This window comes from Streptomyces sp. NPDC044571 (assembly GCF_040647115.1).
Classification (GTDB): Bacteria; Actinomycetota; Actinomycetes; order Streptomycetales; family Streptomycetaceae; genus Streptomyces.
Window position 1 is genome coordinate 126824 of sequence record NZ_JBEZBN010000003.1, and the last position, 25511, is coordinate 152334.

Annotated in this window: 26 protein-coding genes and 1 riboswitch; of the genes, 10 read left to right on the plus strand and 16 right to left on the minus strand. The window is 72.9% G+C overall.

The genetic code is table 11. The features are described 5' to 3' along the window. Nucleotides 1-78 precede the first annotated feature (78 nt). From AB0B01_RS02800 to AB0B01_RS02820, 5 genes are all read left to right on the plus strand, one after another. On the plus strand, nucleotides 79-666 hold the full coding sequence (locus AB0B01_RS02800) for a hypothetical protein (protein ID WP_361712172.1): 588 nt from the start codon (nucleotides 79-81) through the stop codon (nucleotides 664-666). Nucleotides 667-965: 299 nt separating this feature from the next. Beyond that, nucleotides 966-2888: a bifunctional metallophosphatase/5'-nucleotidase gene (locus AB0B01_RS02805; RefSeq protein WP_361712173.1), complete on the plus strand. Its 1923-nt coding sequence runs from the start codon at nucleotides 966-968 to the stop codon at nucleotides 2886-2888. 107 nt (nucleotides 2889-2995) lie between these two features. Continuing rightward, nucleotides 2996-3400 carry a hypothetical protein gene (locus AB0B01_RS02810; RefSeq protein WP_361712174.1) on the plus strand — a complete coding sequence of 135 codons (405 nt, stop codon included), beginning with the start codon at nucleotides 2996-2998 and terminating at the stop codon, nucleotides 3398-3400. Between the two features lie 3 nt (nucleotides 3401-3403). Then, nucleotides 3404-3838: a DCC1-like thiol-disulfide oxidoreductase family protein gene (locus tag AB0B01_RS02815; RefSeq protein WP_361712175.1), complete on the plus strand. Its 435-nt coding sequence runs from the start codon at nucleotides 3404-3406 to the stop codon at nucleotides 3836-3838. An 11-nt stretch (nucleotides 3839-3849) separates the two neighbouring features. Beyond that, nucleotides 3850-4584 carry a TetR family transcriptional regulator gene (locus AB0B01_RS02820; RefSeq protein ID WP_361712176.1) on the plus strand — a complete coding sequence of 245 codons (735 nt, stop codon included), beginning with the start codon at nucleotides 3850-3852 and terminating at the stop codon, nucleotides 4582-4584. A gap of 80 nt (nucleotides 4585-4664) precedes the next feature. On the opposite strand, the gene AB0B01_RS02825 is transcribed toward AB0B01_RS02820, so the two are convergent. Further along, nucleotides 4665-5663: an NAD(P)-dependent alcohol dehydrogenase gene (locus AB0B01_RS02825; RefSeq protein WP_361712177.1), complete on the minus strand. Its 999-nt coding sequence runs from the start codon at nucleotides 5661-5663 to the stop codon at nucleotides 4665-4667. A 114-nt stretch (nucleotides 5664-5777) separates the two neighbouring features. Between AB0B01_RS02825 and AB0B01_RS02830 the strand changes: the two genes are divergently transcribed. Continuing rightward, nucleotides 5778-6425 carry a TetR/AcrR family transcriptional regulator gene (locus tag AB0B01_RS02830; protein WP_361712178.1) on the plus strand — a complete coding sequence of 216 codons (648 nt, stop codon included), beginning with the start codon at nucleotides 5778-5780 and terminating at the stop codon, nucleotides 6423-6425. 27 nt (nucleotides 6426-6452) lie between these two features. On the opposite strand, the gene AB0B01_RS02835 is transcribed toward AB0B01_RS02830, so the two are convergent. After that, nucleotides 6453-7787: a metallophosphoesterase gene (locus AB0B01_RS02835; RefSeq protein WP_361712179.1), complete on the minus strand. Its 1335-nt coding sequence runs from the start codon at nucleotides 7785-7787 to the stop codon at nucleotides 6453-6455. Next, on the minus strand, nucleotides 7784-8044 hold the full coding sequence (locus AB0B01_RS02840) for a hypothetical protein (RefSeq protein WP_361712180.1): 261 nt from the start codon (nucleotides 8042-8044) through the stop codon (nucleotides 7784-7786). The genes AB0B01_RS02835 and AB0B01_RS02840 overlap by 4 nt, the downstream gene beginning before the upstream one ends. Nucleotides 8045-8165: 121 nt before the next feature. Here AB0B01_RS02840 and AB0B01_RS02845 point away from each other — a divergent pair, with 121 nt between their 5' ends. Then, nucleotides 8166-9437 (plus strand): D-alanyl-D-alanine carboxypeptidase, encoded by a 1272-nt coding sequence (locus AB0B01_RS02845; RefSeq protein WP_361712181.1) that lies wholly within the window; start codon nucleotides 8166-8168, stop codon nucleotides 9435-9437. On the opposite strand, the gene AB0B01_RS02850 is transcribed toward AB0B01_RS02845, so the two are convergent. From AB0B01_RS02850 to glyA, 4 genes are all read right to left on the minus strand, one after another. Then, the gene (locus tag AB0B01_RS02850; protein ID WP_361712182.1) at nucleotides 9434-10342 is read right to left on the minus strand and encodes a YihY/virulence factor BrkB family protein; all 909 of its coding nucleotides are present in this window, start codon (nucleotides 10340-10342) and stop codon (nucleotides 9434-9436) included. The two genes, AB0B01_RS02845 and AB0B01_RS02850, sit on opposite strands and share 4 nt — an antisense overlap. A 169-nt stretch (nucleotides 10343-10511) precedes the next feature. Continuing rightward, a complete protein-coding gene (locus AB0B01_RS02855; RefSeq protein WP_361712183.1) occupies nucleotides 10512-11129 on the minus strand; it encodes a 2'-5' RNA ligase family protein in 618 nt (205 codons plus the stop codon). Nucleotides 11130-11214: 85 nt separating this feature from the next. After that, entirely contained in the window at nucleotides 11215-12228 is a 1014-nt protein-coding gene (gene trpS, locus AB0B01_RS02860; RefSeq protein ID WP_356845117.1) for a tryptophan--tRNA ligase, read from the minus strand. A gap of 389 nt (nucleotides 12229-12617) precedes the next feature. Beyond that, the gene (glyA, locus tag AB0B01_RS02865; RefSeq protein ID WP_361712184.1) at nucleotides 12618-13886 is read right to left on the minus strand and encodes a serine hydroxymethyltransferase; all 1269 of its coding nucleotides are present in this window, start codon (nucleotides 13884-13886) and stop codon (nucleotides 12618-12620) included. 35 nt (nucleotides 13887-13921) lie between these two features. Then, nucleotides 13922-14012: riboswitch (ZMP/ZTP riboswitch) on the minus strand. Nucleotides 14013-14158: 146 nt separating this feature from the next. On the opposite strand from glyA, the gene rocD reads away from it, so the two are divergent. Beyond that, nucleotides 14159-15364: an ornithine--oxo-acid transaminase gene (rocD, locus tag AB0B01_RS02870; RefSeq protein WP_361712185.1), complete on the plus strand. Its 1206-nt coding sequence runs from the start codon at nucleotides 14159-14161 to the stop codon at nucleotides 15362-15364. Here the strand turns inward: rocD and AB0B01_RS02875 are convergent, their stop codons facing one another. Both AB0B01_RS02875 and AB0B01_RS02880 read right to left on the minus strand, forming a co-directional pair. Next, complete coding sequence (locus tag AB0B01_RS02875) at nucleotides 15365-16561, minus strand: glutathionylspermidine synthase family protein (protein WP_361712186.1); 1197 nt, start codon at nucleotides 16559-16561, stop codon at nucleotides 15365-15367. It abuts the gene before it with no gap. Between the two features lie 4 nt (nucleotides 16562-16565). Beyond that, complete coding sequence (locus AB0B01_RS02880) at nucleotides 16566-16883, minus strand: hypothetical protein (protein WP_361712274.1); 318 nt, start codon at nucleotides 16881-16883, stop codon at nucleotides 16566-16568. A 103-nt stretch (nucleotides 16884-16986) separates the two neighbouring features. On the opposite strand from AB0B01_RS02880, the gene AB0B01_RS02885 reads away from it, so the two are divergent. Continuing rightward, nucleotides 16987-17808, plus strand: coding sequence for a hypothetical protein (locus AB0B01_RS02885; protein ID WP_361712276.1), 822 nt, complete (start codon nucleotides 16987-16989; stop codon nucleotides 17806-17808). 2 nt (nucleotides 17809-17810) lie between these two features. Here AB0B01_RS02885 and AB0B01_RS02890 read toward each other — a convergent pair whose 3' ends face one another. Next, nucleotides 17811-19208, minus strand: a complete 1398-nt coding sequence (locus tag AB0B01_RS02890) for a PLP-dependent aminotransferase family protein (RefSeq protein ID WP_361712187.1) — start codon at nucleotides 19206-19208, stop codon at nucleotides 17811-17813. Between the two features lie 46 nt (nucleotides 19209-19254). On the opposite strand from AB0B01_RS02890, the gene AB0B01_RS02895 reads away from it, so the two are divergent. Continuing rightward, nucleotides 19255-19773: a carboxymuconolactone decarboxylase family protein gene (locus AB0B01_RS02895; RefSeq protein ID WP_361712188.1), complete on the plus strand. Its 519-nt coding sequence runs from the start codon at nucleotides 19255-19257 to the stop codon at nucleotides 19771-19773. Between the two features lie 9 nt (nucleotides 19774-19782). Here the strand turns inward: AB0B01_RS02895 and AB0B01_RS02900 are convergent, their stop codons facing one another. From AB0B01_RS02900 to AB0B01_RS02925, 6 genes are all read right to left on the minus strand, one after another. Next, nucleotides 19783-20625: a hypothetical protein gene (locus AB0B01_RS02900; protein WP_361712189.1), complete on the minus strand. Its 843-nt coding sequence runs from the start codon at nucleotides 20623-20625 to the stop codon at nucleotides 19783-19785. Nucleotides 20626-20628: 3 nt separating this feature from the next. Beyond that, on the minus strand, nucleotides 20629-21012 hold the full coding sequence (locus AB0B01_RS02905; RefSeq protein WP_361712190.1) for a hypothetical protein: 384 nt from the start codon (nucleotides 21010-21012) through the stop codon (nucleotides 20629-20631). Then, nucleotides 21002-22756, minus strand: coding sequence for a hypothetical protein (locus AB0B01_RS02910; RefSeq protein ID WP_361712192.1), 1755 nt, complete (start codon nucleotides 22754-22756; stop codon nucleotides 21002-21004). The genes AB0B01_RS02905 and AB0B01_RS02910 overlap by 11 nt, the downstream gene beginning before the upstream one ends. Nucleotides 22757-22898: 142 nt before the next feature. Next, nucleotides 22899-23888: a malate dehydrogenase gene (locus AB0B01_RS02915; RefSeq protein WP_361712194.1), complete on the minus strand. Its 990-nt coding sequence runs from the start codon at nucleotides 23886-23888 to the stop codon at nucleotides 22899-22901. Between the two features lie 238 nt (nucleotides 23889-24126). Further along, nucleotides 24127-24546: a DUF3017 domain-containing protein gene (locus AB0B01_RS02920; RefSeq protein ID WP_361712196.1), complete on the minus strand. Its 420-nt coding sequence runs from the start codon at nucleotides 24544-24546 to the stop codon at nucleotides 24127-24129. Beyond that, a complete protein-coding gene (locus AB0B01_RS02925; protein ID WP_361712197.1) occupies nucleotides 24536-25399 on the minus strand; it encodes a bifunctional methylenetetrahydrofolate dehydrogenase/methenyltetrahydrofolate cyclohydrolase in 864 nt (287 codons plus the stop codon). The genes AB0B01_RS02920 and AB0B01_RS02925 overlap by 11 nt, the downstream gene beginning before the upstream one ends. Nucleotides 25400-25511: the final 112 nt, after the last annotated feature.

A 25511-nucleotide genomic window follows, 5' to 3' on the forward strand; every position in this document is an offset into this window, starting at 1 on the left:
CCCGGTCGTACGAGGCCCCGTGCCCCCGAATTCACCTCGGGGGCCCGGGGCCTCGCCCGTTGTGGAAAGATCGGCCGCATGAGCGAGCAGCAGCCGAATCCTTACACGAGCGACAACGGGGGCCCCGGCAACCCCGGTTACGGCTATCCCCAGCCCTACCCGGCGGCGCCCGGCTACCAGCCGACCGTGGGCGGCGCGGGCATTCCGGCCCAGCCGCAGGCCCCGGCCCAGCCGCCGGCGATGCCCCCCGCCATACCTCCGGCGATGCCGACGGGTCAGCCGCCGGCCTACGCTCCGGCCCCGGCGATGGGCGGCGGCGCGGGCGCGAGCGGCTTCTCCCTCGGCGACATCACCATCGCCGGGGACCAGATCATCACCCCGTCCGGCGCCATGCCGCTCAGGGGCGCGATGTGGAACGCCACGGACTTCTCCCGCACCGAGACGAAGATCCCGACGCACGCGGTGGTGCTCGCCATCATCTTCTTCCTGTTCTGTCTGCTCGGCCTGCTCTTCCTCCTGATGAAGGAGCGGACCACCACGGGCTACATCCAGGTCACGGTCACCAGCGGCGGACGCCACCACTCCACCATGGTCCCGGCCACCGACCCGGGCACCTTCCACTGGGTGATGAGCCAGGTCAACTACGCCCGGTCGGTCAGCATCTGAGGATCTGCCCGGTGATCGTCGGGTCGGTGATGCCCGTGTCGTCCGCCGGCATCACCGCCTTGCCGAGGATCAGCGCCGGCGTCCGGTCGCCCTCGAAGGGCAGGTAGCCGGTCTCCGGCCCCGGAGGTCAGGCGGGCGGGGACCCGTCACCCCGGGGGTGACGGCCGCGGGGTTGGCCCGTCCGTGGTGGACGGCCGGAGCGGCGCGTCGACAGCGGGGGCGGCCGGCGGGACGATGCCTGCGTGACGAGGCCACCGCACTCCAGGACCCACCTCGGCCGGAGGGACTTCCTCACCGCCATGGGTACCCTCGCAGCCACCTTCGCGACCGCCGTCCCCGCCTACGCCACCGACCACGCGCGCGACGCCGCCACCGCCGACGAGTACGTCGACGTCCAGCTCCTCGACATCACCGACCTGCACGGCTACCTCCAGGCCGCCCCCGGCAGCAACGCCACCGTCACCGGCAACGGCGGACAGACCTACACCGTCGGCGGTGTCGCCTACATGGCCGCCCACCTCGCCCGCCTGCGTGCCGGGCGGACGAACTCGTTCTTCTTCTCCTGCGGAGACGCCTTCTCGGGCTGGGAGTTCGACGCGGCCGCCTTCGCCGACGAGCCGACCATCGAGGCCCTCAACCTCATGGGGCTCGACTTCGCGACCGCCGGGAACCACGAGTTCGACAAGTCGCCCGCCATGCTGCAACGCCACATGGAGCAAGGGGTCCCGTTCCCCGTCGAGGGCCTCGACGCCTCCTTCACCGACTCCTCCGGCGCCCGCTTCCACGGCTCCGACTTCCGCTACTACAGCGCCAACACCGTCTGGGGCGCCGACCGGCGCACCGTCCTGCCCGCGTACAGCATCGAGACGGTCCGCACCGCCGCCGGCCGGGAACTGCAGATCGGCTTCATCCACCTCACCGCCCTCGGCACCGAGCTCTTCCCCGGTTCCTACCAGCCCGGCCTGGCCACCCTCGACGAGATCGCCACCGCCAACTCCTACGCGGCCCTGCTCAAGGCCCAGGGCGTCGGTGCCATCGTGCTCAGCATGCACGACGGAGCGGTGGCGGGCGCCGACTTCAACAGCGGCTCCGACCCCTCCGGCCCGGCCCTCGACCTGGCGTTGCGGGTCTCCCCCGACATCGACGCGATCGTCACCGGCCACTGGCACACCCGGTTCAACATGATGCTCCCCGACCCGAACGGCGTACCCCGCCCGTTCGTCGAGGCCGGCTGCTACGGCCAGCTCGTCAACGAGATCAACCTCCGCCTCGACCCGCTCACCGGCAGGGTGGTCCGCGAGCTGACCGTGTCCACCAACCACCCCAACACCCGTGACGTCACCCCCGATCCGGCGCTCAAGGAGGTCGTCGACTACTGGGCCGGCCAGGCGGCCGCGCGCGACGCCTCCCGGATCGGCACGCAGACCGGCTCGTTCCTGCGGACCCGCAGCACCGCCGGCGAGAGCACCATGGGCGACCTCGTCGCCGACTGGGCCCTGTGGGCGGGCAGCCGGCCGACCGACCCCGAGAACGACGCGAACATCCACCCCAACCTCCCGGCCCAGCTCGCCGTGGTCGCCGCGGCCCCCCGGGTGGGGCAGGCCCTCATCGCCGGCGACCTGGTCCGCGACACGGCCTCGGCCGGCGCCGTCACCTTCGGCCACGCCTGGAAGGCCGTCGGCTTCGGCGACCCGATCGTCAGCGCGACGGTGACCGGGCAGCAGATCCACGACGCCCTGGAGCAGCAGTGGACGACCGCGGCGAGCGGGGAGCTGCTCTTCGCGCCCCTGGCCGTCTCCAAGAACGTCCGCTACTCCTTCAACGCCCTGGGCAGGGTCGGCGACCGTGTGAACCCGGCCGACGTGTTCATCGACGGCGCGCCGCTCGACCTCGCCCGCACCTACCGGCTCGCGGCCCCCTCGTACACGTTCCTCGCGAACGACGGCTACCCGGCGCTCTCCGGCTTCCAGGCGCCGTACCGCCACCAGCGCGACTTCGAGAGCTTCGTCGCGTACGTCCGCGAGAAGCAGACGCTCACGCCCACGCCCCTGACCCGCGTCACGGCCGAGAACACCACCAGTCGCGGCGCCGAGGTCGGCACCGTCCTGGAGCCGGGCCCCCTCCTGCTGCCCGACGGCACCCCGATGCCGCGCCCCGAGGCGGCGATCGTCTCGGCGGCCCGACCGGCCGGCCCGTACGACGGGCTGCGGCCGCCCTGCTGATCCACGGCTGCGAACCCTCCCGCTCCCACCCAACGCTTGAACCTGTTCAAAAAGAGGTCTACAGTCAGCCATGCCAACGAGTTGAACACGTTCAAGGGGGGCGAGGCATGGACCTCACCGTCGTCGCATACGTCATCTACCTGCTCATCAGCATCGGGCTCACCATCTGGGTGGCCCGCACCCTCAGCCGCAACGGGCGGATCTTCATCGCCGACGTCCTGCACGGGAACGAGAAGCTCGCGGACGCCGTGAACCACCTCCTGGTGGTCGGCTTCTACCTCGTCAACATCGGCTTCGTGGCCCTCTACCTGCGGTCGGCCGATGCCATCCTCGACGCCCGCGGACTGTTCGAGGCGCTCTCGGTCAAGCTCGGTGTGGTCCTGCTCGTCCTCGGCGTCATGCACCTCGGCAACGTCTGGGTGCTGAACAAGATGCGCCGCCGGGGGATCATGGAGCGCCAGCAGACGCCGCCGGTGGCCCCGCAGGGGTGGACCGCCCCGGCCGGGGCCTGACCGATGGCACCGGCCGCGCCGGCCACCCGGCACCTGACCGTCCTCTACGACGCCGACTGCCCGCTCTGCGTCCACATCCGGCACTGGCTGCTGGGGCAGCAGCAGCTGGTGCCGCTCCGGCTCGTGCCCGCCGCGTCCGCCGAGGCCCGCCGGCTGTTCCCGCACCTCGCCCACGCGGAAACGCTCCGCGAGATCACCGTCGTCGGGGACAGGGGCCAGGTGTGGACCGGCACCGACGCCTTCATCGTGTGCCTGTGGGCGCTGGCCGAGCACCGGCCGAAGGCGAACTGGCTCGCCACCCCGGCGGGCCGGCCCTTCGCCCGGGCGGCCCTGTACACCGCCTCCGCGTGGCGGCAGGCCGTACGGACCGAAGGCGGGCCGGCGGACGAGGCGGAGGTGGCGGAACCGGCCTGTGACGACCACTGCGCGCCCCGATAGGCTCGTACACCGTGACTGATCAGAAGGCTCCCAAGAGCGAGCAGACCCGCACGCTCATCCTCGAAACCGCGCTCCGTCTCTTCCAGGAGCGCGGCTTCGACAAGACGACCATGCGGGCCATCGCCAAGGAGGCGGGGGTCTCGGTCGGCAACGCCTACTACTACTTCGAGTCCAAGGAACACCTGGTCCAGGGGTTCTACGACCGGATCGGCGCCGCGCACCAGGCGGCGGTCCGACCCATCCTGGAACACGAGAGCGATCTGCAGAAGCGGCTCGCGGGCGTGCTGACGAGCTGGCTGGACATCGCCGAGCCGTACCACGAGTTCGCCTCGCAGTTCTTCAAGAACGCGGCCGACCCGGAGAGTCCGCTGAGCCCCTTCTCCACCGAATCGGAACCCGCCCGCCGGGCGGCGATCGACATGCACCGCGAGGTACTGGCCGGCGCGAAGACGAAGGTGCCGGCCGAACTGGCCGACGTGCTGCCGGAGCTGATGTGGCTCTCGCACATGGGACTCGTCCTGTACTGGGTCTTCGACCGGTCGCCGGGCAGCGAGAAGACCCGCAAACTCGCGGAGCGCGGCGCGCAGCTGACGACGCGGGGCATCGTCCTCGCCCGGTTCCGGGTGCTGCGGCCGCTGGTGCGCGAGCTGCACGAACTGTTTGCGGACTTCCTGCCGGGCATGGCGCAGACCGCCGTGGCGAACAAGAAGCGCGCCTCGGACCCGGAAACCGAACCGGCCGAGTAGCCGGTCCGGCGAACGGGGACGAAGAGCCGGCCCGAGGAGCCCGCGGAACCCCGGGCCCGGCCTGATCCGGAGGGCGGTCCTCAGGAGGCGTCCCGCTCCGCCGGGGCGATCGTGATGGCGGTCTTCCCGCGCGCCTGGCCCGCCGCGAGGCGGCGTACCGCCTCGGGCACCGCGTCCAGGCCGTACGTGGCGCCCACGACCGGGGTCAGGCTCCCCGCCTCGATCAGCCCGTTCAGCGTGTCGAGGTCGGCCCGGCGCGGCGCCGCGAAGAGCACGGCCAGCCGCTGCCGTACGAAGGGCGACAGCGCGAGCGCACCGAACTGCCGCCCCATCCCGATCCAGTCGCCGGCGTCCTCGCCGCCCGCGATGACGAGGGTCCCGCGGGGTGTGAGGGCCCGGCGGAGCCGGGAGAGCGGGCTGCTCCCGCCGATGTCCAGGACCAGGTCCCACCTGCGGCCGTCGGCCGCGAAGTCCTCGCGGGCGTAGTCGATGACCCGGTCCGCGCCGATCGAGTGGACCAGGTCGGCCTTGGCCGCGCTGCACACGCCGGTCACCTCGGCTCCGAAGGCCTTGGCCAGCTGCACCGCGTACGTCCCCACCCCGCCCGAGGCCCCGACCACCAGGACGCGCTGCCCCGGGCGCACCCGGCCGGCGTCGCGCAGTCCCCGCAGCGCCGTGCACGCCGAGACCGCCACGACGGCGGCCTCCTCGAAGCCCAGCCGGGCCGGCTTGGGGGCGATCCGGTCCGCGCGGGCGGTGGCGTACTCGGCGAAGGAGCCGCGGGCGACGCCGTACACCTCGTCGCCGACCGCGAAGCCGGTCACCCCTTCGCCCAGCGCGACGACGGTCCCCGCCACGTCCAGCCCGGCCACCCGGCTCCTCGGCCCGCGCAGCCCCAGGGCCAGCCGTACCGCGTACGGCCTGCCCGTCATGGCGTGCCAGGTGCCCCGGTCCACGCCGGCCGCCCGGACCCGCAGGAGCACTTCGCCGGCCGCGGGGACGGGCCGGGGCACCTCGGCCGGCCGCAGCACGTCGGGAGGGCCGTAGCCCTCCTGGACGATCGCCCTCATGGCTTCCATGCCGCTCATTTCCATGCCGCCCATCCCGCACACCCTCTCTACCGTACTAAGTACGACTTACTTAGTACGGTAACCTCGGGGCAGCAGTCAACTCCCCACCCCTACGGAAGACACATGGCCAAGCAGGCTCCGCTCAGCCGGGACAAGGTGCTCGCCGCGGCGGTCGGCGTCGCGGACACCGGCGGCATCGCCGCGCTCACGATCAGGTCGCTGGCCCAAGAGCTCGGCGTCAAGCCGATGTCCCTGTACCACCACGTGTCCAACAAGGAGGCGATCATCGACGGCATCGTCGACGTCGTCTTCGGCGAGATCGACCTGCCACCGGCCGACGCCGACTGGCGCACCGCGCTGCAGCACCGCGCCCACTCGGCCCGGGCCGTGCTGCGCCGCCACCCGTGGGCGACCGCGGTGATGGAGTCGCGCGCCCACCCCGGCCCGGCCACGCTGCGCCACCACGACGCCGTGATCGCCACCCTGCGGCGCGGCGGCTTCCCCTTCGCGCTCGCGGCGCACGCCTACTCGCTGCTGGACAGCTACGTCTACGGGTTCGCCCTGACGGAGGCCGCCCTGCCGTTCGACCCGCAGGACGCGGGCGGGGCCGCCGCGGAGTTCCTGGCCGCGTTCCCGGCGGACGGCTACCCGCACCTGGCCGAGTTCACCCGGGAGCACGTGCTCGCGCCCGGGTACGACCACGGGGCGGAGTTCGACTACGGGCTGGAGCTCATCCTCGACGGCCTCGAACGGCGCCTCGCCGCCGCCTGAGCCCGCTCCGGCGACGGCGGGCGGGGTTCAGGCCTGGTACGAGGCGAGTTCGACGACGGTGATGTCGGACGGCGCCCCGACCCTGACCGGGGGACCCCAGGCGCCGGCGCCGCGGGAGACGTAGAGCTGGGTGTCCCCGTAGCGCTCCAGGCCCGCGACGGTGGGGTTGGCGAGCTCGGCGAGGTGGTTGCCGGGCCAGAGCTGGCCGCCGTGGGTGTGGCCGGAGAGCTGGAGGTCCACGCCGTGGCGGACGGCGTCGTGGATGACGACGGGCTGGTGTGCGAGGAGGACGGCGGCGCGGGCGCGGTCCCGGTCGCCCAGCGCCGCCCCGAAGTCGGGGCCGTGGCCCTCCGACTCGCCCTGGATGTCGTTGACTCCGGCGAGGTCGAAGTGGGGCAGGGCCCGGCGGGCGTTCTCCAGGGGGGTCAGGCCCAGTTCGCGCACCTCGTCGATCCACTGCTGCGCGCCGGAGAAGTACTCGTGGTTGCCGGTGACGAAGTACGAGCCGTGGCGGGCGCGCAGCCACCTGAGGGGCTCGGCGGCGGAGCCGAGGTCGTGGACGTTGCCGTCCACGAGGTCGCCGACGACGGCGATCAGGTCGGGCTGCGTGCGGTTGATCGTCTCGACGATGCGGGTGGTGTGGGCGCGGCCGAGGACCGGGCCGAGGTGGATGTCGCTGACGACGGCGATCCGGTAGCCGTGGGCGGCGCGCGGGAGTTTGGCGAGGGGGACGCGGACGCGCTTGACGCGGGGGCCGCGCAGGACGCCGTACGTGCCGAGGCCGACGGTGCCGAGGGCGGCTGCGGCGGCGGCCCCGCCGAGCGACCGCGCCACGAAGCGCCGCCGGGTGACCCCGTCGCCCCCGCTGTCACCGGGAGCGGGGGCCGCGGTGTCCCGGGTGGCCGGGGCCGCGGTGTCCCGGGTGGCCGGGGGCGCGGCGGCCGGTGCGGTGCCGGGACCGGTGTCGGTGTGGCGGCCCTGCGGGGGTGCTTCGCCGCCGGCGGCCGCCCCCGCCCGCACCCGGGGCTCCGGTCCGGCCGCCGCGGCGCTGCCCCGCAGGAGGAGCGCGCGGACCGGTTCCGTCACGAGGAGGGCCAGGGTCAGGTACAGGAGCACCGCGAGCCACAGGTAGCCCGGCCAGGACACCGCCTGCTGGAGCGGGAACGGCGCCCCCGCCCGGCCCGCCGTCAGGGCGGCCAAGGACAGCAGCGGCAGGGCGAAGGCGAGAGCGGTGCCCGTCCGGCGGGCCGGCCCGCCCGGCCGGGTCGTGTCGCGGACCAGCCGGATCCACAGCCAGCGGTGGACCAGCGCCAGGAGGCCCAGGACCAGCAGGGCCACGGCCGCGAAGACCGCGATCCTCATGCGGGGGTGTCCTCGCGGGATCCGCGCCGCAGCGCCCGCACACTGCGCAACCCGATCACACCAACGGCCGTCCCAAGGAGAAAGGACGTGACGGCCAGGAGAAGGTGGACCCAGAAGTAGGCCGTCGGCTCGCCCGCCGCATCGAACGCCAGGCCACTGGCGTCCTGCCACAGGTTCTTGACGAAGGTTGCCCAGATGACCCAGCTCCACACTCCGAAGGCGAGCAGGAACCAGGAGGCGGCGCGGCTGAGTTTCATGCTCCCAGTATGGGTTTCGTCCCCAGGACGGACGCGTCCGGGTGGGCTGTCCCGGCAGTGGTTCCGACACGTAGGCCGGGCCGTGGCGCCGGACAGCCCATCGGGATGTACGTTCACCTGCGTGTCTGCCAAAAAGACCGCGTTGGCGGTCCTTTCCGCCGCGCTGCTGGTCCCCGCCGTGCTCGTGGCGCCCGCGCATGCCGCGCCGCCGTCGCCCGCTCCCGACGGGAAGGGAGTGCCGCCCAAGGGCCTGCAGGCCCCCAAGGCGGCAGCGCCGCCCGCCTCCATGTCCACGGTCGGCGGAGCCGCCCTCGGCAAGCCCGGGGTGCAGGTGAATCCGCTGGCAGGTGCGCCGGCCCTGCCGACGGATCTGACGGGCCGGTCGTGGATCGTGGCCGACGCGGAGACGGGCGAGGTCCTGGCGGCGAACAACGCGCACTGGCGGCTGCCCCCGGCCTCCACCATGAAGATGCTCTTCGCGGACACGGTGCTCCCCACCCTCCCCAAGGACGCGGTCCACAAGGTCACCGACGAGGACATGTCCGGCGTCGGTGAGGGCTCCAGCCTGGTCGGGGTCAAGGAGGACCACGAGTACAGCGTCCACGACCTGTGGCTCGGGGTGTTCCTGCGGTCCGGGAACGACGCCGTGCACGTGCTGTCCGCCATGAACGGCGGCATCGGGAAGACCGTCAAGGACATGCAGGCGCACGCCGAGGAGCTGCAGGCCCTCGACACCCACGTGGTCTCGCCCGACGGGTACGACGCCCCCGAGCAGGTGTCGAGCGCGTACGACCTCACTCTCATCGCCCGCTCCGGCCTGCAGAAGGAGGACTTCCGGGAGTACTGCGGGACGGTGAGCGCCAAGTTCCCCGGCCGCCAGGAGCCCGGGAAGCCCCGCGAGTACTTCGAGATCCAGAACACCAACCGGCTGATGACGGGCGCGGGCGGCATCACCCCGTACAAGGGCATCGCGGGGGTGAAGAACGGCAACACCACGATGGCCGGCTCCACCTTCACCGGCGCGGCCCAGCGCGGCGGCAACAAGCTGCTCGTCACGGTGATGAATCCGGCCGCAGGGGGCCTCAACTCCGTCTACGAGGAGACCGCCGCGCTCTTCGACTGGGGCTTCGCCGCCCTCGGCAAGGTCAAGCCGGTGGGGGAACTGGTGCCGCCGAAGAGCGCCGACACCACCTCCCTCGGCTCCCCGGCCCAGTCGCACGAACACGACGCGTCGACGGCGTCGGCCGCCGGCTCCGGCGGCGGCGCCGGCACCGCGCTCGGGGTCGCGGGCGGGGCGCTCGCGGTGGTGGCGGCCGGCGCGTACGCCGTCAACCGCCGCTGGCCGCGCAGCCCGCGCGGGCGCCGCAGCGGCCAGGACACCACCCTCGTCTAGGACTCCCCCGCGTCCGGGGCTCCGGGACTCCGGGACTCCGGCGCCCTGGGGCCGGCGGGCGCGTCGGCGGCCGTCCAGGCCGCGCAGAAGAGCAGCAGCTTCGAGGTGAAGTTGATCCAGAGCAGCAGGGCGACCGGCACGCCGAAGGCCCCGTACATGCTCTTGGCCGCGACCCCGCGCATATAGCCGCTGATCAGGAGCTTCAGCAGCTCGAACCCCGCCGCGCCCATCAGGGAGGCCTGGATCAGGCGGCTGCGGGACGGTTCGACCCCGGGCAGCAGGCTCAGTACGTACAGCAGCAGGAGGAAGGCCGCGAGGACGCCGACGAGGAAGGCCCCGATGCGCAGGAGCACGCCGCCCGCCCCGTGCGGGGGGACGCCCAGCCACGCGCCGAACCTGCCGACGGCGGTCGAGCCGATGACGGAGGCCGCCGCCGAGCCGAGGGCCGCGCCGCCGAGGCCGAGGAGGACGAGCGCGTCCTTGCCCTTGCGGACGAAGGGGTTCCCCTCGTCCTCGTCGTCCTTCTCCCAGACCGCCCGCAGGCAGTCCCGCATCGAGCCGACCCAGCCGATGCCGGTGAACAGCAGGACGGCCGCGGCGACGAGGCCGATCGTGCCCGCGTTCGCGACGAGGCTGTTGAGGTCGAGCTGGTCGGAGATGCCGGGGACCTGTTCGGCCAGGGTCTTCTGCAGGCGGTCGAGCCGGCTCGGGCTGAGCAGCGCGGCGCCGACGGCCGCGGCCATGGTGATCAGGGGGAAGAGGGCGAGAAAGCTGATGAAGGTGATCGCGGAGGCCAACCGGGTCCAGTGGACGCGGTCGAGACGTTCGTACGAGCGCCATGCGTGGGTGCGCATCAGACGGGCCGCGAGCGGGCCGATCACCGGGAGTTTCGTCAGCCAGTCCATGGGGTCACCGTAAAGGAGCCGACGGAAATAGCAGAGATTGTCGCTTTTGGGCACTACGGTCGTCGATTGTGACTTTTCGCCCCACGGCTCGTCCGTTCCACACGCTGGTCCTGCGGACGCTCTCGTTCCATGTCCGCCGGGCCCTGCGGCAGACCTCGCGGCCGCTGCCTCAGGAGCGCGGCGCGGAGGACGCGCCCGGCCCGTTCGCCCCCGTCGCCTCGTCGACCGGTGAGCCGAGCTGCGCCGGGACACCGCCGGCCGGGCCACTCCCGAAGGGGTACTCGCGCAGCTTGCGCCAGACCCCGTCCGGGCCCTGCTCGTAGAGCGCGAATCCGGAGCACATCCACTCGGCCGCGTAGTCGGCGAGGGTGTCGAACGCCAGGTCCATCGCCTCCTCGGAGATCCCGTGGGCGACGGTGACGTGCGGGTGGTACGGGAACGCCAGCTCCCGCTGGAGCGGTCCGCCCGCGTCGCGCAGCAGGCCCTGGAGCCGGGTGCAGCCCGTGGCGCCCTCGACGACCTGGACGAAGACGACCGGCGAGAGCGGACGGAAGGTTCCCGTCCCCGCCAGGCGCATCACGAAGGGGCCGAAGGCGGACGCGACCTCGGCCAGGTGGGCCCGGATCTCCGGGAGCCGCTCCGCTTCCACCTCGGTGGGCGGGACGAGGGTGACATGCGTGGGGATGCCGTGCGCGGCGGCGTCCCCGAAGCCGGCGCGCAGCTGCTGGAGCTGGCTGCCGTACGGCTCCGGGACCGCGATCGAAACGCCGAGCGTTACGGTCCCCACGTATGTCTCCTCCGTCGAATGCTGTGTGCGGCCTGCCGCCCCAGTGTGGGGCCGAAACCCCCCGGATTGCCAGGGGCCCCGGTCGTCAGTGCTTGGCGGGCACCAGACCGAGCCGGTCGTACGCCTGCGCCAGGGTCTCGGCGGCGACGGCGCGGGCCTTCTCCGCGCCCTTGGCCAGGATGGAGTCCAGCGTCTCCGGGTCGTCCAGGTATTCCTGGGTGCGCTGCTTGAACGGTGTGACGAAATCGACCATCACACCGGCCAGGTCGGTCTTCAGCGCGCCGTAACCCTTGCCCTCGTACTTGGCCTCCAGGGCGGGGATGCTCTCGCCCGTGAGGGTGGAGTAGATCGTGAGCAGGTTGCTGACGCCGGGCTTGGCCGCGGTGTCGAAGCGGACCTCGGCCTCGGTGTCGGTGACCGCGCTCTTGATCTTCTTCTCGGTGGCCTTGGCCTCGTCGAGGAGGTTGATCAGGCCCTTGGGGGACGAGGCGGACTTCGACATCTTGATCGACGGGTCCTGGAGGTCGTAGATCTTCGCGACTTCCTTGACGATGTGCGCGGCGGGCAGCGTGAAGGTCTCGCCGAAGCGCTGGTTGAAGCGCTCGGCAAGGTCGCGGGTCAGCTCGATGTGCTGGCGCTGGTCCTCGCCGACGGGGACGGCGTTCGCCTGGTAGAGCAGGATGTCGGCGACCTGGAGGATCGGGTACGTGAACAGGCCGACGCTGGCGCTGTTCACCCCGCCCTTGGCGGACTTGTCCTTGAACTGGGTCATCCGGCTGGCCTCGCCGAAGCCGGTGATGCAGTTCATCACCCAGGCGAGCTGGGCGTGCTCGGGGACGTGGCTCTGGATGAAGAGCGTGCAGCGGTCGGGATCGAGGCCGGCGGCGAGGAGCTGCGCGGCCGAGAGCCGGGTGTTCGCGCGGAGGTCCTTCGGATCCTGGGGCATGGTGATCGCGTGCAGGTCGACGACCATGTAGAAGGCGTCGTGCGTCTCCTGCAGGGCGACGTACTGGCGGATGGCTCCGAGGTAGTTCCCGAGGTGGAACGAGCCGGAGGTGGGCTGGATGCCGGAGAGCGCGCGAGGACGATCAGAAGCCATGGCTCCATTCTCTCAGGTGCGGGGGCCGACTCCGGCCGTTCCGTGGCCGGAAGCCGCCGGGTCCTTGCGGGGGCGCCGGGCGGGCGGGCCGTGCCGGGCGGGCGGCGGCTGGGGGTACCGCCGCGTAGCGGCGCGTCCGGATCTTGCCCGAAGCAAGCGACCGCTTTGGCCCTGCGAGTGCCGGCCCCGGCTGCGGGACGCCCGGCCGGGGGCGGGGGCGGGGGCGGGGTGGGGTGTTGACCGGGCGTGGAACGTGATGTGTTGGCGCCTGATCCCGATCACCAACGCGATCCGGATCGGGCGCCATGAATCATGAGCCCCGGACGACACCCCACCCCGTCACCGCCCCCGGCCCCCGCACAGCCCCGCCGCGCAGGGGCCCCGCGCGGTCAGGAGACCGGGAGGCCCGGGGCCGGGTGGGTGGCCATGAGGGCGGTGACCTCCTTGCGGACCACGGACAGGGCCGCCTCGTCGGACGCGGACGCCGCGTCCACCGCGCGGGAGATCCAGTCCGCCACCAGCGGCATGTGCTCCTCGGTCAGGCCGCGGGAGGTGAGCGAGGGGGTGCCGATCCGGATGCCCGACGGGTCGAAGGGCTTGCGCGGGTCGAACGGGACCGTGTTGTAGTTCACCACGATGCCCGCGCGGTCCAGCGCCTTGGCCGCCACCTTGCCCGGCACGCCCCGGGAGGTCAGGTCCACCAGGATCAGGTGGTTGTCCGTACCGCCCGACACCAGGTCGAAGCCCCGGGCCAGCAACTGCGCGGCCAGCGCCTTGGCGTTGGCGACGACCGCGTGCGCGTACGTCACGAACGACGGCTGCGCCGCCTCGTGCAGGGCCACCGCGATGCCCGCCGTCGTCTGGTTGTGCGGCCCGCCCTGGAGGCCCGGGAACACCGCCTTGTCGATGGCCTTGGCGTGCTCCTCCTTGCACATCAGCATCGCGCCGCGCGGGCCCCGCAGGGTCTTGTGGGTCGTCGTGGAGACCACGTCCACGTGCCCGACCGGCGACGGGTGGGCCCCGCCCGCGATGAGGCCCGCGATGTGCGCCACGTCCGCGACGAGGACCGAGCCCGCCTCGGCGGCGATCGAGGCGAAGGCCTCGAAGTCGATCGTGCGGGGCAGCGCGGTGCCGCCGCAGAAGATCAGCTTGGGTCGCTCCGCGAGGGCGAGGTCGCGTACCGCGTCGTAGTCGATGAGGCCGGTGTCGGCGCGGACGCCGTACTGGACACCGCGGAACCAGGAGCCCGTCGCCGAGACGCCCCAGCCGTGCGTCAGGTGCCCGCCCATCGGCAGGGCCATGCCCATCACCGTGTCGCCGGGCTTCGCGAAGGCCAGGTACACGGCCAGGTTCGCGGGCGAGCCCGAGTACGGCTGGACGTTCGCGTGGTCCACCCCGAACAGGCCCTTGGCCCGCTCGACGGCGAGCGCCTCGACGCGGTCGATGTTCTGCTGGCCCTCGTAGTAGCGGCGGCCGGGGTAGCCCTCGCTGTACTTGTTCTGCAGCACCGTGCCGGAGGCTTCGAGCACCGCCGCCGACACGTAGTTCTCGCTGGGGATCAGGCGCAGGGTCTCGGCCTGCAGGGTCTCCTCCGCCGCGACGAAGGACGCCAGCTCGGGGTCGGTCGCGGAAAGGGCGGGATGGCGGCGCGCGTTCACGGGGGCTCCTCCGGGGTCGATGTCGGCTCTCGTCCCCGCGAGGCCCAGGCGAGCGGCCCTGTGTGCGGTCGTCCGCGCACGACTCCCCCGGAGTTGGTTCTCCGTACGCCAGTCGCCGTGCGTAGCGCCCACCATAGCGGGCGGGCCACAAGAAAGGTTTCCGCGCCCGGTATACGAGCGACGTATAGCCGTATACCCGTATACAGGGTGGCGCCACCACTCGTCATCCGGGGCCGGCCGGCCCGCCCGCACGACCGACGATCGGAGACCCCGTGTCGACAACCGCTGATGCCCTGCGTGCCGCCGAGGCCCACAGTGCGCACAACTACCACCCGCTGCCCGTCGTCGTGGCGTCCGCCGAAGGCGCGTGGATGACCGACGTCGAAGGCCGTCGCTACCTCGACATGCTGGCGGGCTACTCGGCGCTCAACTTCGGCCACGGCAACCGCCGTCTCATCGACGCGGCCCACGCCCAGTTGGAGCGGGTCACGCTCACCTCGCGCGCCTTCCACCACGACCGCTTCGCCGAGTTCTGCGCCGAGCTGGCCGCGCTGTGCGGCAAGGAGATGGTGCTGCCGATGAACACCGGAGCGGAGGCGGTGGAGACGGCGGTGAAGACCGCCCGCAAGTGGGGCTACGAGGTCAAGGGCGTGCCGGACGGCCACGCCAAGATCGTGGTCGCGTCCGACAACTTCCACGGCCGCACGACGACCATCGTGAGCTTCTCGACCGACCACGAGGCCCGCGACCACTTCGGCCCGTACACGCCGGGCTTCGAGATCGTGCCGTACGGGGACCTCACCGCGCTGTCCCACGCCGTCACCTCGAACACCGTGGCCGTGCTGCTGGAGCCGATCCAGGGCGAGGCGGGGGTCCTCGTGCCGCCGCCCGGATACCTCCCGGGCGTACGGGAGCTGACGCGCGAGCGCAACGTGCTGTTCATGGCGGACGAGATCCAGTCGGGTCTGGGCCGGACCGGCACGACCTTCGCCTGCGAGCACGAAGGGGTCGTGCCGGACGTCTACATCCTCGGCAAGGCCCTGGGCGGCGGTGTGGTCCCGGTCTCCGCGGTCGTCGCCGACCGGGACGTGCTCGGGGTGTTCCGCCCCGGCGAGCACGGCTCCACCTTCGGCGGCAATCCGCTGGCCTGCGCCGTCGCCCTGGAGGTGATCGCGATGCTGCGCACCGGCGAGCACCAGCAGCGCGCCGCCGAACTCGGCGACCACTTGCACCGCGAGCTCGGCCTGCTGGTCGGCGGCGGCGCGGTGACGGCCGTCCGCGGGCGCGGCCTGTGGGCGGGTGTGGACATCGCCCCGGGGCACGGCACCGGCCGGCAGGTCTCCGAGCAGCTGATGCAGCGGGGCGTGCTGGTCAAGGACACCCACGGGGCGACGATCCGGATCGCCCCGCCGCTGGTGATCAGCAAGGAGGACCTGGACTGGGGCCTGGACCAGCTGCGGGCCGTGCTCGCCGGGTGATCAGAGGATGACGTGGGGCAGGAAGCGGGCGTACTCGTCCGTGACCGGCCCCGCCGATTCCCGGATGCCGAGCCCGGCCGCCTCCTCCTCGACGACCCACGCGCCGAGCACGACCCGGTTGCCGTCGAAGTCGGGCAGCGGGGCCAGGGCCTGGAAGCAGTACGTCTCCCCCTCGGCCGGTACGAACGGCTCCCCGCCCGGACCGGCCTCGTGGAGGGTGACCCCGGCGCCCTCGCGGCCCAGCAGCGGCTTGGCCGCGTAGCCGGTGGTGTCGGCCAGTTCGCGCGGGCCGTCGAGGTAGGCGGGCAGCAGGTTGGGGTGGTCGGGGAAGAGCTCCCACAGGATCGCCAGCAGCGCCTTGTTGGACAGCAGCATCTTCCACAGCGGCTCGATCCAGCAGGTGCTGCCGGATCCGCCGCCGTGGTCGTACGTGCCGAGGACCTGCGGGCCGAAGGGGTCGGTGGCCAGCCACTCCCAGGGGTAGAGCTTGAAGCAGCTGCGGATGAAGCGGAGTTTCTGGTCCACGAACCGGCCCGACAGGCTGTCCCAGCCGATCTGCTCGACGGACAGCGCCTCGGTCTCCAGACCCGCCTGTTCGGCGGTCTCCTGGAGGTAGGCCACCGTCATGAGGTCCTCGCCGAGCTCGTCGGTCTCGGAGTGCGCGAAGTGCAGCGGCCCGGGCGGCAGCAGCTCCGCCTGCCGGCGCCAGGCGTCGACGAGCCGCTCGTGCAGGGAGTTCCACTGGTCGGCGCCGGGGAAGCGCTCCTCCATCCAGAACCACTGCGGGCTCGCCGCCTCGACGAGGGAGGTGGGGGTGTCCGCGTTGTACTCCAGCATCTTGGCCGGGCTGCCGGAGCCGTCGTAGTGCAGGTCGAACCGGCCGTACAGGGAGGGCTGTTCGGCGCGCCTGCGCCAGGACTCGGCGATCAGGGCGGCGAGGTCGGGGTCGGTGATGCCGAGGTCGGCGAAGCGGTCGTGCTCGACGATGTGCGCGGCCGCGGCCAGGCACATGGCGTGCAACTCCTCGACGACGTCCTCCAGGGCCTCGACCTCGGGCAGCGAGAAGGAGTAGTACGCGCTCTCGTCCCAGTAGGGGCGCAGGGAGTCGTCCGGGTAGCGGGTGAGGGGGTAGATCAGCCCCTGCTCCTCGACGGTCCGCTGCCAGTCCGGGCGGGGCTCGATGGTGTGGCGCCGCACGGGCTCAGCCGCCGCTGGAGCTGGAGTGGCCGCCGATGCCGCCGCGGGTGACGGCGGACTTGTCGAAGCTGCCGCCGCTGACCTTGTTGTTGCGGACGCTCCCGCCGTAGTAGTACGCGCCGCGGCTGCTACTGCTGCCGCTCTTGCACTCCTTGCTGTTGAGCTTCTCCAGCGTGACGCGGTCCACGCAGCGCTTGTCGGGCTCGTCGCTCTTGCCGCAGGCCACGAGCGCGGCGGCCAGCAGTCCCATCCCGCCGAGGGCGACGGCGCCGGACCGCATGCGGCGGCGGGCGGTGCTGCTGCTCGTACTCGTGCTGTCCATGACCATGGGCGACAGACTAGAACGGGACGGCAAGGCGATGGAATCCGGCCGCCCAAACCCTCGCCGCACCTCCATGACCTAGAGTCAATTCGTGCTCCTTGGGATGATTTGTGCGCTCGGTGCGGCGGTCTGCTTCGGTACGGCATCGGTCCTGCAGGCGATGGCGGCCCGGGCCGCGGAGCCGGGGACCGGCTCGGGGGTGGACACGGCACTGCTCCTGCGGGCGCTGCGGCAGTGGCGGTACGTGGCGGGCCTCGCCCTGGACGCCGTCGGCTTCGTCCTCCAGATCGTGGCGCTCACACACATCCCCATCTACGCCGTCGGTGCGGCGCTGGCCGCGAGCCTCGCGGTGACGGCGGTGGTCGCGGCGCGACTGCTCCGGGTCCGGTTGAGCGGAGCCGAGTGGGCGGCGGTGGCCGTGGTGTGCGCGGGGCTGGCGCTGCTGGGACTGGCCTCGGGCGAAGAGGGCTCCGGGACCGGCTCCCTCGCGCTGAAGTTCGGGCTGCTCGGGGTGGCCGCCCTGGTGCTGCTGGTGGGGGCCGTGGCGGGCGGCCTGCCGGACCGGCCCCGGGCGCTGCTCCTCGGCCTGGCCGCGGGGACGGGCTTCGGGGTGGTGGAGGTGGCCGTCCGCCTCATCGACGGGATCTCCTTCGCGAACCCGGCCCTGTACGCGCTGCTGCTGGGCGGCGGTGCGGCCTTCCTGCTGCTCACCTCGGCGCTGCAGCGCGGCTCGGTGACGGCGGCCACCGCGGGGATGGTGCTGGGCGAGACGATCGGGCCGGCGGCGGTGGGGGTGGCGTGGCTCGGCGACCGCACCCGCGAAGGCCTGGTCTGGCTGGCCGTCCTGGGCTTCGCGGTGGCGGTGTGCGGAGCCCTGGCCCTGTCCCGCTTCGGCGAGCCCCCGCCGGGACCCGACCCCGCCTGACCTCACGGGAGCGCGGCGACCAGGGCGCGCAGGGTGGGGGACCAGGCGCTGGTCGAGGGGGTGCCGTAGCCCACCACCAGCGCCTCGCGGGGCGGGAGCGCCGCCTCCGGATGGGCGTAGCGGGACAGGGTTTCGAGGGCCAGGTCCTGCCAGGCCGCGGCCCGCAGCACCGCGGGCTGCGTCCCCTCGGGAAGGTCCAGCACCGCGTGCAGCCCCGCCGCGATCCCCGACACCGCCACCCGCCCCGCGACCGCCGCCACCAGCTCGTCGCGCCGGCGGCGGTACCGCAGCCGCATCCCCCGCACGTGCCGGTCGTACGCCCCCGACCGGATGAACTCCGCGAGCGTGAGCTGGTCCAACGCGCTCGACGTCCAGTCGATGCGCCCCTTCGCTGCGACGACCTCGTCCACCAGCCCCGCCGGCAGCACCATCCACCCCATCCGCAGCCCCGGCGCCAGCGACTTGCTCGCCGTGCCGAGGTAGGCCACCCGCTCCGGGTCGAGCCCCTGCAGCGCCCCCACCGGCTGCCGGTCGTAGCGGAATTCGCCGTCGTAGTCGTCCTCCAGGACGAGCCCGCCCGTGGTCCGCGCCCAGTCGACCGCCGCCGCCCGCCGCTGCGGGGTCAGCGCGGCCCCGGTCGGGAACTGGTGCGCCGGAGTCAGCAGCACCGCCCCCACCCCGTCGGGCAGTTCCACCGTGCACGCCCCCGCCCCGTCCACCGGAAGCGGCCGGGTCCGCAGCCCGGCCCCGGTCAGCAGCTCCCGGTGCTCGCCGAGGCCGTACCCCTCCACCGCCACCTCCCGTACCCGCCGCGCCCGCAGCACCCCCGCCAGCAGCATCAGCGCATGCGCGTACCCCGCGCACAGCACGATCCGCTCCGGGTCCGCGTACACCCCGCGCGCCCGCGACAGGTAACCCGCCAGGGCCTCCCGCAGCTCGACCCGGCCGCGCGGGTCGAGCCCGTACCCGAAGGCCTCGTTCGGCGCGTCGGTCAGGGCCCGCCGGGCGGCCGACAGCCAGGCCGCCCGCGGAAACCCGCCGAGGTCCGGGCTGCCGGCCAGCAGGCTGTACGCGGTCCCCCGCCGCGCGGGGCTGCGCACCCGGGCCGCCGCCGCGGGCCGGGCACGCGGACGGGCCTGTTCCGCGACCCGGGTGCCCGAGCCCTGGCGGGCCGTCAGCCAGCCTTCGGCGACGAGCTCGGCGTACGCCTCCGCAACCGTGTTCCGGGCGATCCCGAGGTCGGCCGCGAAGGTACGCGAGGACGGCAGCCGGGTCCCGGGGGGCAGCCGCCCGCTGCGCGCGGCCTCCCGCAACGCCTCGACGAGCCCGGCCCGCAGGCCGCGTCCGGCGGAGAGGTCAAGATGCAGGTCGGCACCGAAAGTGGCCCAGGATTCCTTCACGAAGATGGACCATATCGGTGGGCCGCCCGCTTCATAGGCTGATCGCATGACGACGCAGACGAACGCGAACACCGCGGACCAGACCCCCGAGTACGCCCCCGAGCACACCCCCCGCATGCGCTGGGCACAGCACGCGCCCGAGGTCTACAAGGCCGTCGTGGGCCTGGAGATCGCCGCGAAGAAGGGCCTGGACCCGCTCCTCGTCGAGCTGGTCAAGATCCGCGCCTCGCAGCTCAACCACTGCGCGTTCTGCCTCGACATGCACACGAAGGACGCGCTCGCGGCGGGCGAGAGCGTGGAGCGGATCGTCCAGCTCAGCGCCTGGGAGGAGTCGCGCCACTTCTACACGGAGAAGGAGGTCGCCGCGATCGAGCTGACCGAGGCGGTGACCGTCCTCACCGACGGGTTCGTTCCCGACGAGGTGTACGAGAAGGCGGCGAAGCACTTCGAGGAGAAGGAGCTCACGCACCTCATCGCCGTCATCGCGACGATCAACGTCTGGAACCGCTTCGCCGTCAGCACCCGCATGGTCCCGGGCCACTACACCCCGGGCATGTACCACTGACCGGGGCGCTCACTCCCGCCGGAAGGAGGCCAGGGCCGCCGTGATGCGGGTCCGGACGGAGGCGGCCTCGGCGGCCGGCCCGTAGGCCATGAGCACCCACCGGCTGCCGTCGGGGGCGACGACGAGCCGTCCGATGCCGCGGCCGGTGTCCCCGGACGGGGTGTCGGGGAGCTCGTGGACGAGTTCGCAGCCCGGGCCCGGCGTCGTCGTGAGGGACAGCCTCCGGTAGCCGTCCCGGGCGCTCAGTGCGCGCGTCCCCTCGACGAGCACCTCGCACGCGTTGGCGGGACCCCCGGTAACCTCGAAGACCTGGAGGAAGGCAGTCCCGCCCCCGGCGGGGCGGAAGACCGCCCCGGCCCCGGAGCCGGACTCGGAGCTGCTGAGCTGCCAGTCCCCCGGGACCGCGACCCGAAAGCCCGCCCCGGTGTCGTGCACCACCTGGTAGCCGGACGGCACGGCCGGCGGGTCCGTCCGCAGCAGCAGCCACCCCGCCAGGGCGGACCCGCCCAGCAGCAGGACCAGGCCTAGGCTCGCGGCCACCGCGACCCACCGGCGCACCCGGCGCCGCCCGGACGGCGCACCGGCCGGGTCCGCACCCGCATCGGCCGCACCGGCCACAGCTTCGGCCGGGTCCCCCGCCTCACCGGGCGGGGCACCCACAGCACCGGCCGGAGTGCCCGGAGCGCCGGCCGTGGTGCCCGCAGTGCCCGCAGCAGCCCGGCCCGGCGGGTACGCGGGCCGCGGCGGCAGCCCGGAGTCCGCTCCGGTCGGCTGCGCCTCGGGGCGCACCTGCGGGTACTCCCACTGCTGCGACCGCGGGTTCCAGCGCGCGGGGCCACCCCCCGAGGCCATGGCTCACCCCCCGAACGAGGTCAGCAGCGCGGTCAGCGCGGTCGCCGCGCTCAGCGAGTCCACCAGCGGGGACCACCGTTCGAGCGCCGCGTGCAGCCGGGCGGCCAGGCCCGGGCTGACCGTCTCCGCCTCCGTCAGCTCCTCCGCCACCGTGTCCAGTTCGGCGTCGAGCGCGGTCCGTCCGTCGCTGCGGGGCAGCCGCACGAGGGCGGCGCGCAGGTCGCGTACGGCCTCCAGCAGCTGCTCCGCGGTCGGTCCGGCCGCGTCCGGACCGCCGCCGTGGTGCACGGTGTTGGTGACGTGCGTCCCGCCGATGCTGAAGGCGCTGCCGCCCACCTCGCCGATCCGCACGGCGGGCTCCCGCCCGCTCCCTTCGCTAGCCGCCATGTCTGCTCTCCTTGGCCGTCCGCATCCGCCTCTCCTTCCGCTCCGCCTGCTCGGGCACCTTGTTCACGGCGCTGTTGTGGCTCACTCCGCCGATACCGAAGGCGCTGTTGCTCACCGACTGGATGAAGACCCCGCCCTCCGCGACGTTGACCGCGCGCTCCGCGAACTCCTCCGTGTGCCAGCCCGCCTCGTGCAGCGCCAGGGTCACCCCGCCCACGATCCGCTCCTGGATGGTCTTCAGGTACCGGTCCAGGTCCATCAGCTGGAACAGCGATCCGTCCTCCTGCGCGGCGAGTTCGCGTACGGAGGCCGCCGGCCCCGCCGCGTACGCCACGCCGTGTCCGGCGGTGAGCAGCCGCCACGGGACGCGGCAGGCCCCGGCCAGGGTGGCGACGGCCACGCCCAGGGAGCCGGGGGCGTGGCCGAGCGCCAGGAGCACCTTGGCGAGCGGGGTGTTGCGCCGGTGCCGCCGGGCGATGTCGTCGGCCCGCTGGAAGTCGGGCCGTACGGGCAGCAGGACGTGGGGCGCCACCTCCAGCATCAGCATTCCGCCCTGCGTGTGGACCCGGATGAAGACGGTTATGACGAGGTTCTCGTCCCAGCCGCCGATGCGCACGCGCAGGAAGTGCCGGCGCCGCTCCCCGCCCTCCTCGACTGCGGCGGCGCGATGCGCGGCGAACGCCTCCTCGGACAGGTCCACGGCGTCCACGTCGGGCAGCCCCGCGGCCGGCAGGAACACGCATTCGTCGACGACCAGTTCGCGCAGCCGGTCGAGTACGGCCTCCTCCGCTTCGGGGGAGCCGTGCGGCGAGGGCACCCGCAGCGCTTCCAGCTGCGGCCGGATCCGCTCGATGATCCGCGCGTTGTCGAGGGGCTGGGCGTGGCCGCCGTCCCGGGGCCGCAGTTCGACGGCCAACTGCCACGGCAGGTGGGCCTGGCCGGCGCCGCAGAACGGGTTGTCCACCTCGTACAGGACCACGGGCGCGTGCTGGGTCCGCCATATCCGGTCCCGGGCCCGCCGGAAGCGTCGGCCGCCCGGCGGGTCGGCGGCCGGGCCGGTGTACTGCGACCGGCTCAGGGAGGCGTGGATGATCTGTGCGAAGTGCCCCCGCCGCAAGCCGGTGAGCACCGTGACGAGCACGGCGATCAGGACGACCGTCCACGAGTAGGCCGTGCCGTAGATCTGGCCGATCCTGGGTACCTCCAGGAAGATGCCGAGCGGGTCGGCCTGCACCATCCGTCCCAGGATGGAGCCGAGTCCGGCGAGGTCGGGGAGCGTCTCCCGGCGCACGTCGTCCGTGAAGAAGCCCCGCAGCACCCCCCAGAGGACGCGGCCGAGCAGCAGGCAGGCGTGGCCGCGGAGGATCCATTCGAAGATGCGTCCGCCGGCGCCGCGGCCGGTCCGCTCCCGGCGCTTCTTGAGCCGTCCGGCACCGCTCAGCAGCAGCGCCGGGACGAGCAGGAAGACGAAGAACGTACGGGTGAGCAGCAGACCGAAGCCCCACACCGCGACGACCGCCGTCGACCAGGCCACTTCGGTGCGCAGCGCACGCAGGGCGTGGGCGAGGACGCGGGCGGCGTCGAACCCGTACGAGGGTGCCGGGAACCGCTCCTCGTGGACGTACAGCTCCTCGATCACCCGGTCGCGGTAGGAGGCGTCGAGGTAGACGCCGGCGCACAGCAGGCGCCCCGCCTCGGTGTCCGACGGGTCGACGGGTGCTCTGCCGTGCGGTGGGCCGTTCACGGGTGCTCCTCGCTCGGGAGGAGGGAACCCTACGGCCGCGCTCGCCCCGGAGACAGGGCTGATCGCGCCAAAAAGCCCCGGCGCGCGCCGCGCCGGGGCTTTCGGTGGTTCCGTCAGGCGATCCGATCGGACGGGGGTCCGATCAGATGAGGCCGAGCTCGCGCACCGCGTCGCGCTCCTCGGCGAGCTCCGCCACGGACGCGTCGATGCGCGCACGGGAGAACTCGTTGATGTCCAGGCCCTGGACGATCTCGTACTTGCCGTCCTTGCAGGTGACGGGGAAGGAGGAGATCAGGCCCTCCGGGACGCCGTAGGAGCCGTCCGACGGGATGCCCATGGAGGTCCAGTCGCCCGCGGCGGTGCCGTTGACCCACGTGTGGACGTGGTCGATGGCGGCGTTGGCGGCGGAGGCGGCCGAGGAGGCGCCACGGGCCTCGATGATCGCCGCGCCGCGCTTGGCGACGGTCGGGATGAAGGTGTCGGCGAGCCACTGCTCGTCGGCGACGACCTCGGCGGCGTTCTTGCCGGCGATCTCCGCGTGGAAGATGTCGGGGTACTGGGTGGCCGAGTGGTTGCCCCAGATGGTCAGGCGCTTGATGTCGGTGACGTCGGCGCCGGTCTTCTTGGCGAGCTGCGAGATCGCGCGGTTGTGGTCCAGGCGGGTCATCGCGGTGAAGCGCTCGGCCGGGACGTCCGGGGCGGCGGCCTGCGCGATGAGCGCGTTGGTGTTGGCCGGGTTGCCCACGACCAGGACCTTGATGTCGTCCGCGGCGTGCGCGTTGATCGCGGCGCCCTGCGGCTTGAAGATGCCGCCGTTGGCGGAGAGCAGGTCACCGCGCTCCATGCCCTTGGTCCGCGGGCGGGCGCCCACGAGCAGGGCCACGTTCGCGCCCTCGAAGCCCTGGTTCGGGTCGTCGAAGATGTCGATGCCCTTCAGCAGCGGGAAGGCGCAGTCGTCGAGCTCCATGGCGGTGCCCTCGGCGGCCTTCATGCCCTGGGGGATCTCCAGGAGGCGGAGCTTGACCGGCACGTCCGCGCCGAGCAGGTGGCCGGAGGCGATGCGGAAGAGCAGCGCGTAGCCGATCTGGCCGGCGGCGCCGGTGACGGTGACATTCACGGGAGTGCGGGTCATGGCCTTCTCCGTTAGACAGCTGGCGGTGGGGCGTCCGTGCCCCATGTGCTGGCGGACGCCGCTCCCCTGCGAATCTTGATGTGAAGAGACATCCGGCGTCAGGCTATCCGACCTTGGAGCGGCCCAATCCCCCGGTCCGTGTGGTGCACGGCACACGGACCGGGAGTTCGAAGGCACGAGCGGGGGTCGGCCCCGGATTCCGGGACTGCCGGGACCCGCCGGACGGGTGTACGCAGGCTCAGCGGACGGTGAAGCGGACCGCGCTCTCCAGGAAGGGGATCTCCAGCCACGGCTGGGGCTCCATCACCAGTGCGAGCAGCGTGATCGCCACGCCGAGCACCCCGTACGTGACCATGTCCGTGAAGCGGGAGCGCACCGCGAGCATGCCCACGGAGGGCAGGACGCGCCGCAGCACGGCTGCCGCGATGAGGGCCACACCGATCACCAGGCAGCCGACCCGCGGCTGCCCGAGCGCGGTGATCAGCAGGCCCACCGCGGTCGCAGTGAGCACGCTGAGCATCGGCCACTGGCGGGCGGCGAGCGCGTCCCCGGGCGCGGCGCGGCCGGCTCCCTCGGGGCGGGCGGTGTCCTGGGTGACGGGCGGGAAGCGCCGGGACCTGGGGGCCGCGGGCTCCTGCGCGTCGTGCTCAGCCTGCACTGGTCGTGGTCCGTTCCGCCGCCTCCACCACGTTGGCGAGGAGCTGCGCCCGGGTCATGGGCCCGACACCGCCCGGGTTCGGGGAGATCCAGCCCGCCACCTCGGCGACGCCCGGGTGCACGTCCCCGACGATCTTGCCGTGCTCGTCGCGGCTGACGCCCACGTCCAGGACGGCCGCGCCCGGCTTCACGTCCTCGGGCTTGACCAGGTGCGGCACTCCGGCCGCCGCGACGACGATGTCGGCCTGGCGCAGCTGCGCGGGCAGGTCGCGGGTGCCGGTGTGGCACAGGGTCACGGTGGCGTTCTCCGACTTGCGGGTCAGCAGCAGGCCCATGGAGCGTCCGACCGTGATGCCGCGGCCGAGGACCACGACGTGCGCGCCGTTGATCTCCACACCGTGGTGGCGGAGCAGCTCGACGATCCCGTACGGGGTGCAGGGCAGCGGGCCGGGCTCGTTCAGCACGAGCCGGCCCAGCGACATCGGGTGCAGGCCGTCGGCGTCCTTCAGCGGGTCCATCAGCTCCAGGACCCGGTTGGTGTCGATGCCCTTGGGCAGCGGGAGTTGGACGATGTAGCCCGTGCACTCCGGGTTCGCGTTGAGCTCGCGTACGACCGCCTCGATGTCCTCCTGGGAGGCGGTCCCGGGCAGTTCGCGCTGGATGGAGGCGATGCCGACCTCCGCGCAGTCCTTGTGCTTGCCGTTGACGTACCAGCGGCTGCCCGGGTCGTCGCCGACCAGCAGGGTGCCGAGTCCGGGGGTGATGCCCCGGGCCTTGAGGGCCGACACGCGGGCGGCCAGTTCGGACTTGATCGCGGCTGCCGTGGCCTTGCCGTCGAGAATCTGGGCGGTCATGCACCCATCCTCCCGGATGGAGTGGCCCCGGTTCCAGTCGTGGCGCTGCCCGCCGGTTCGTCACAGGCTTGAACCATTCATTGCACTTGCACAACAAGTGACGGACCGATGA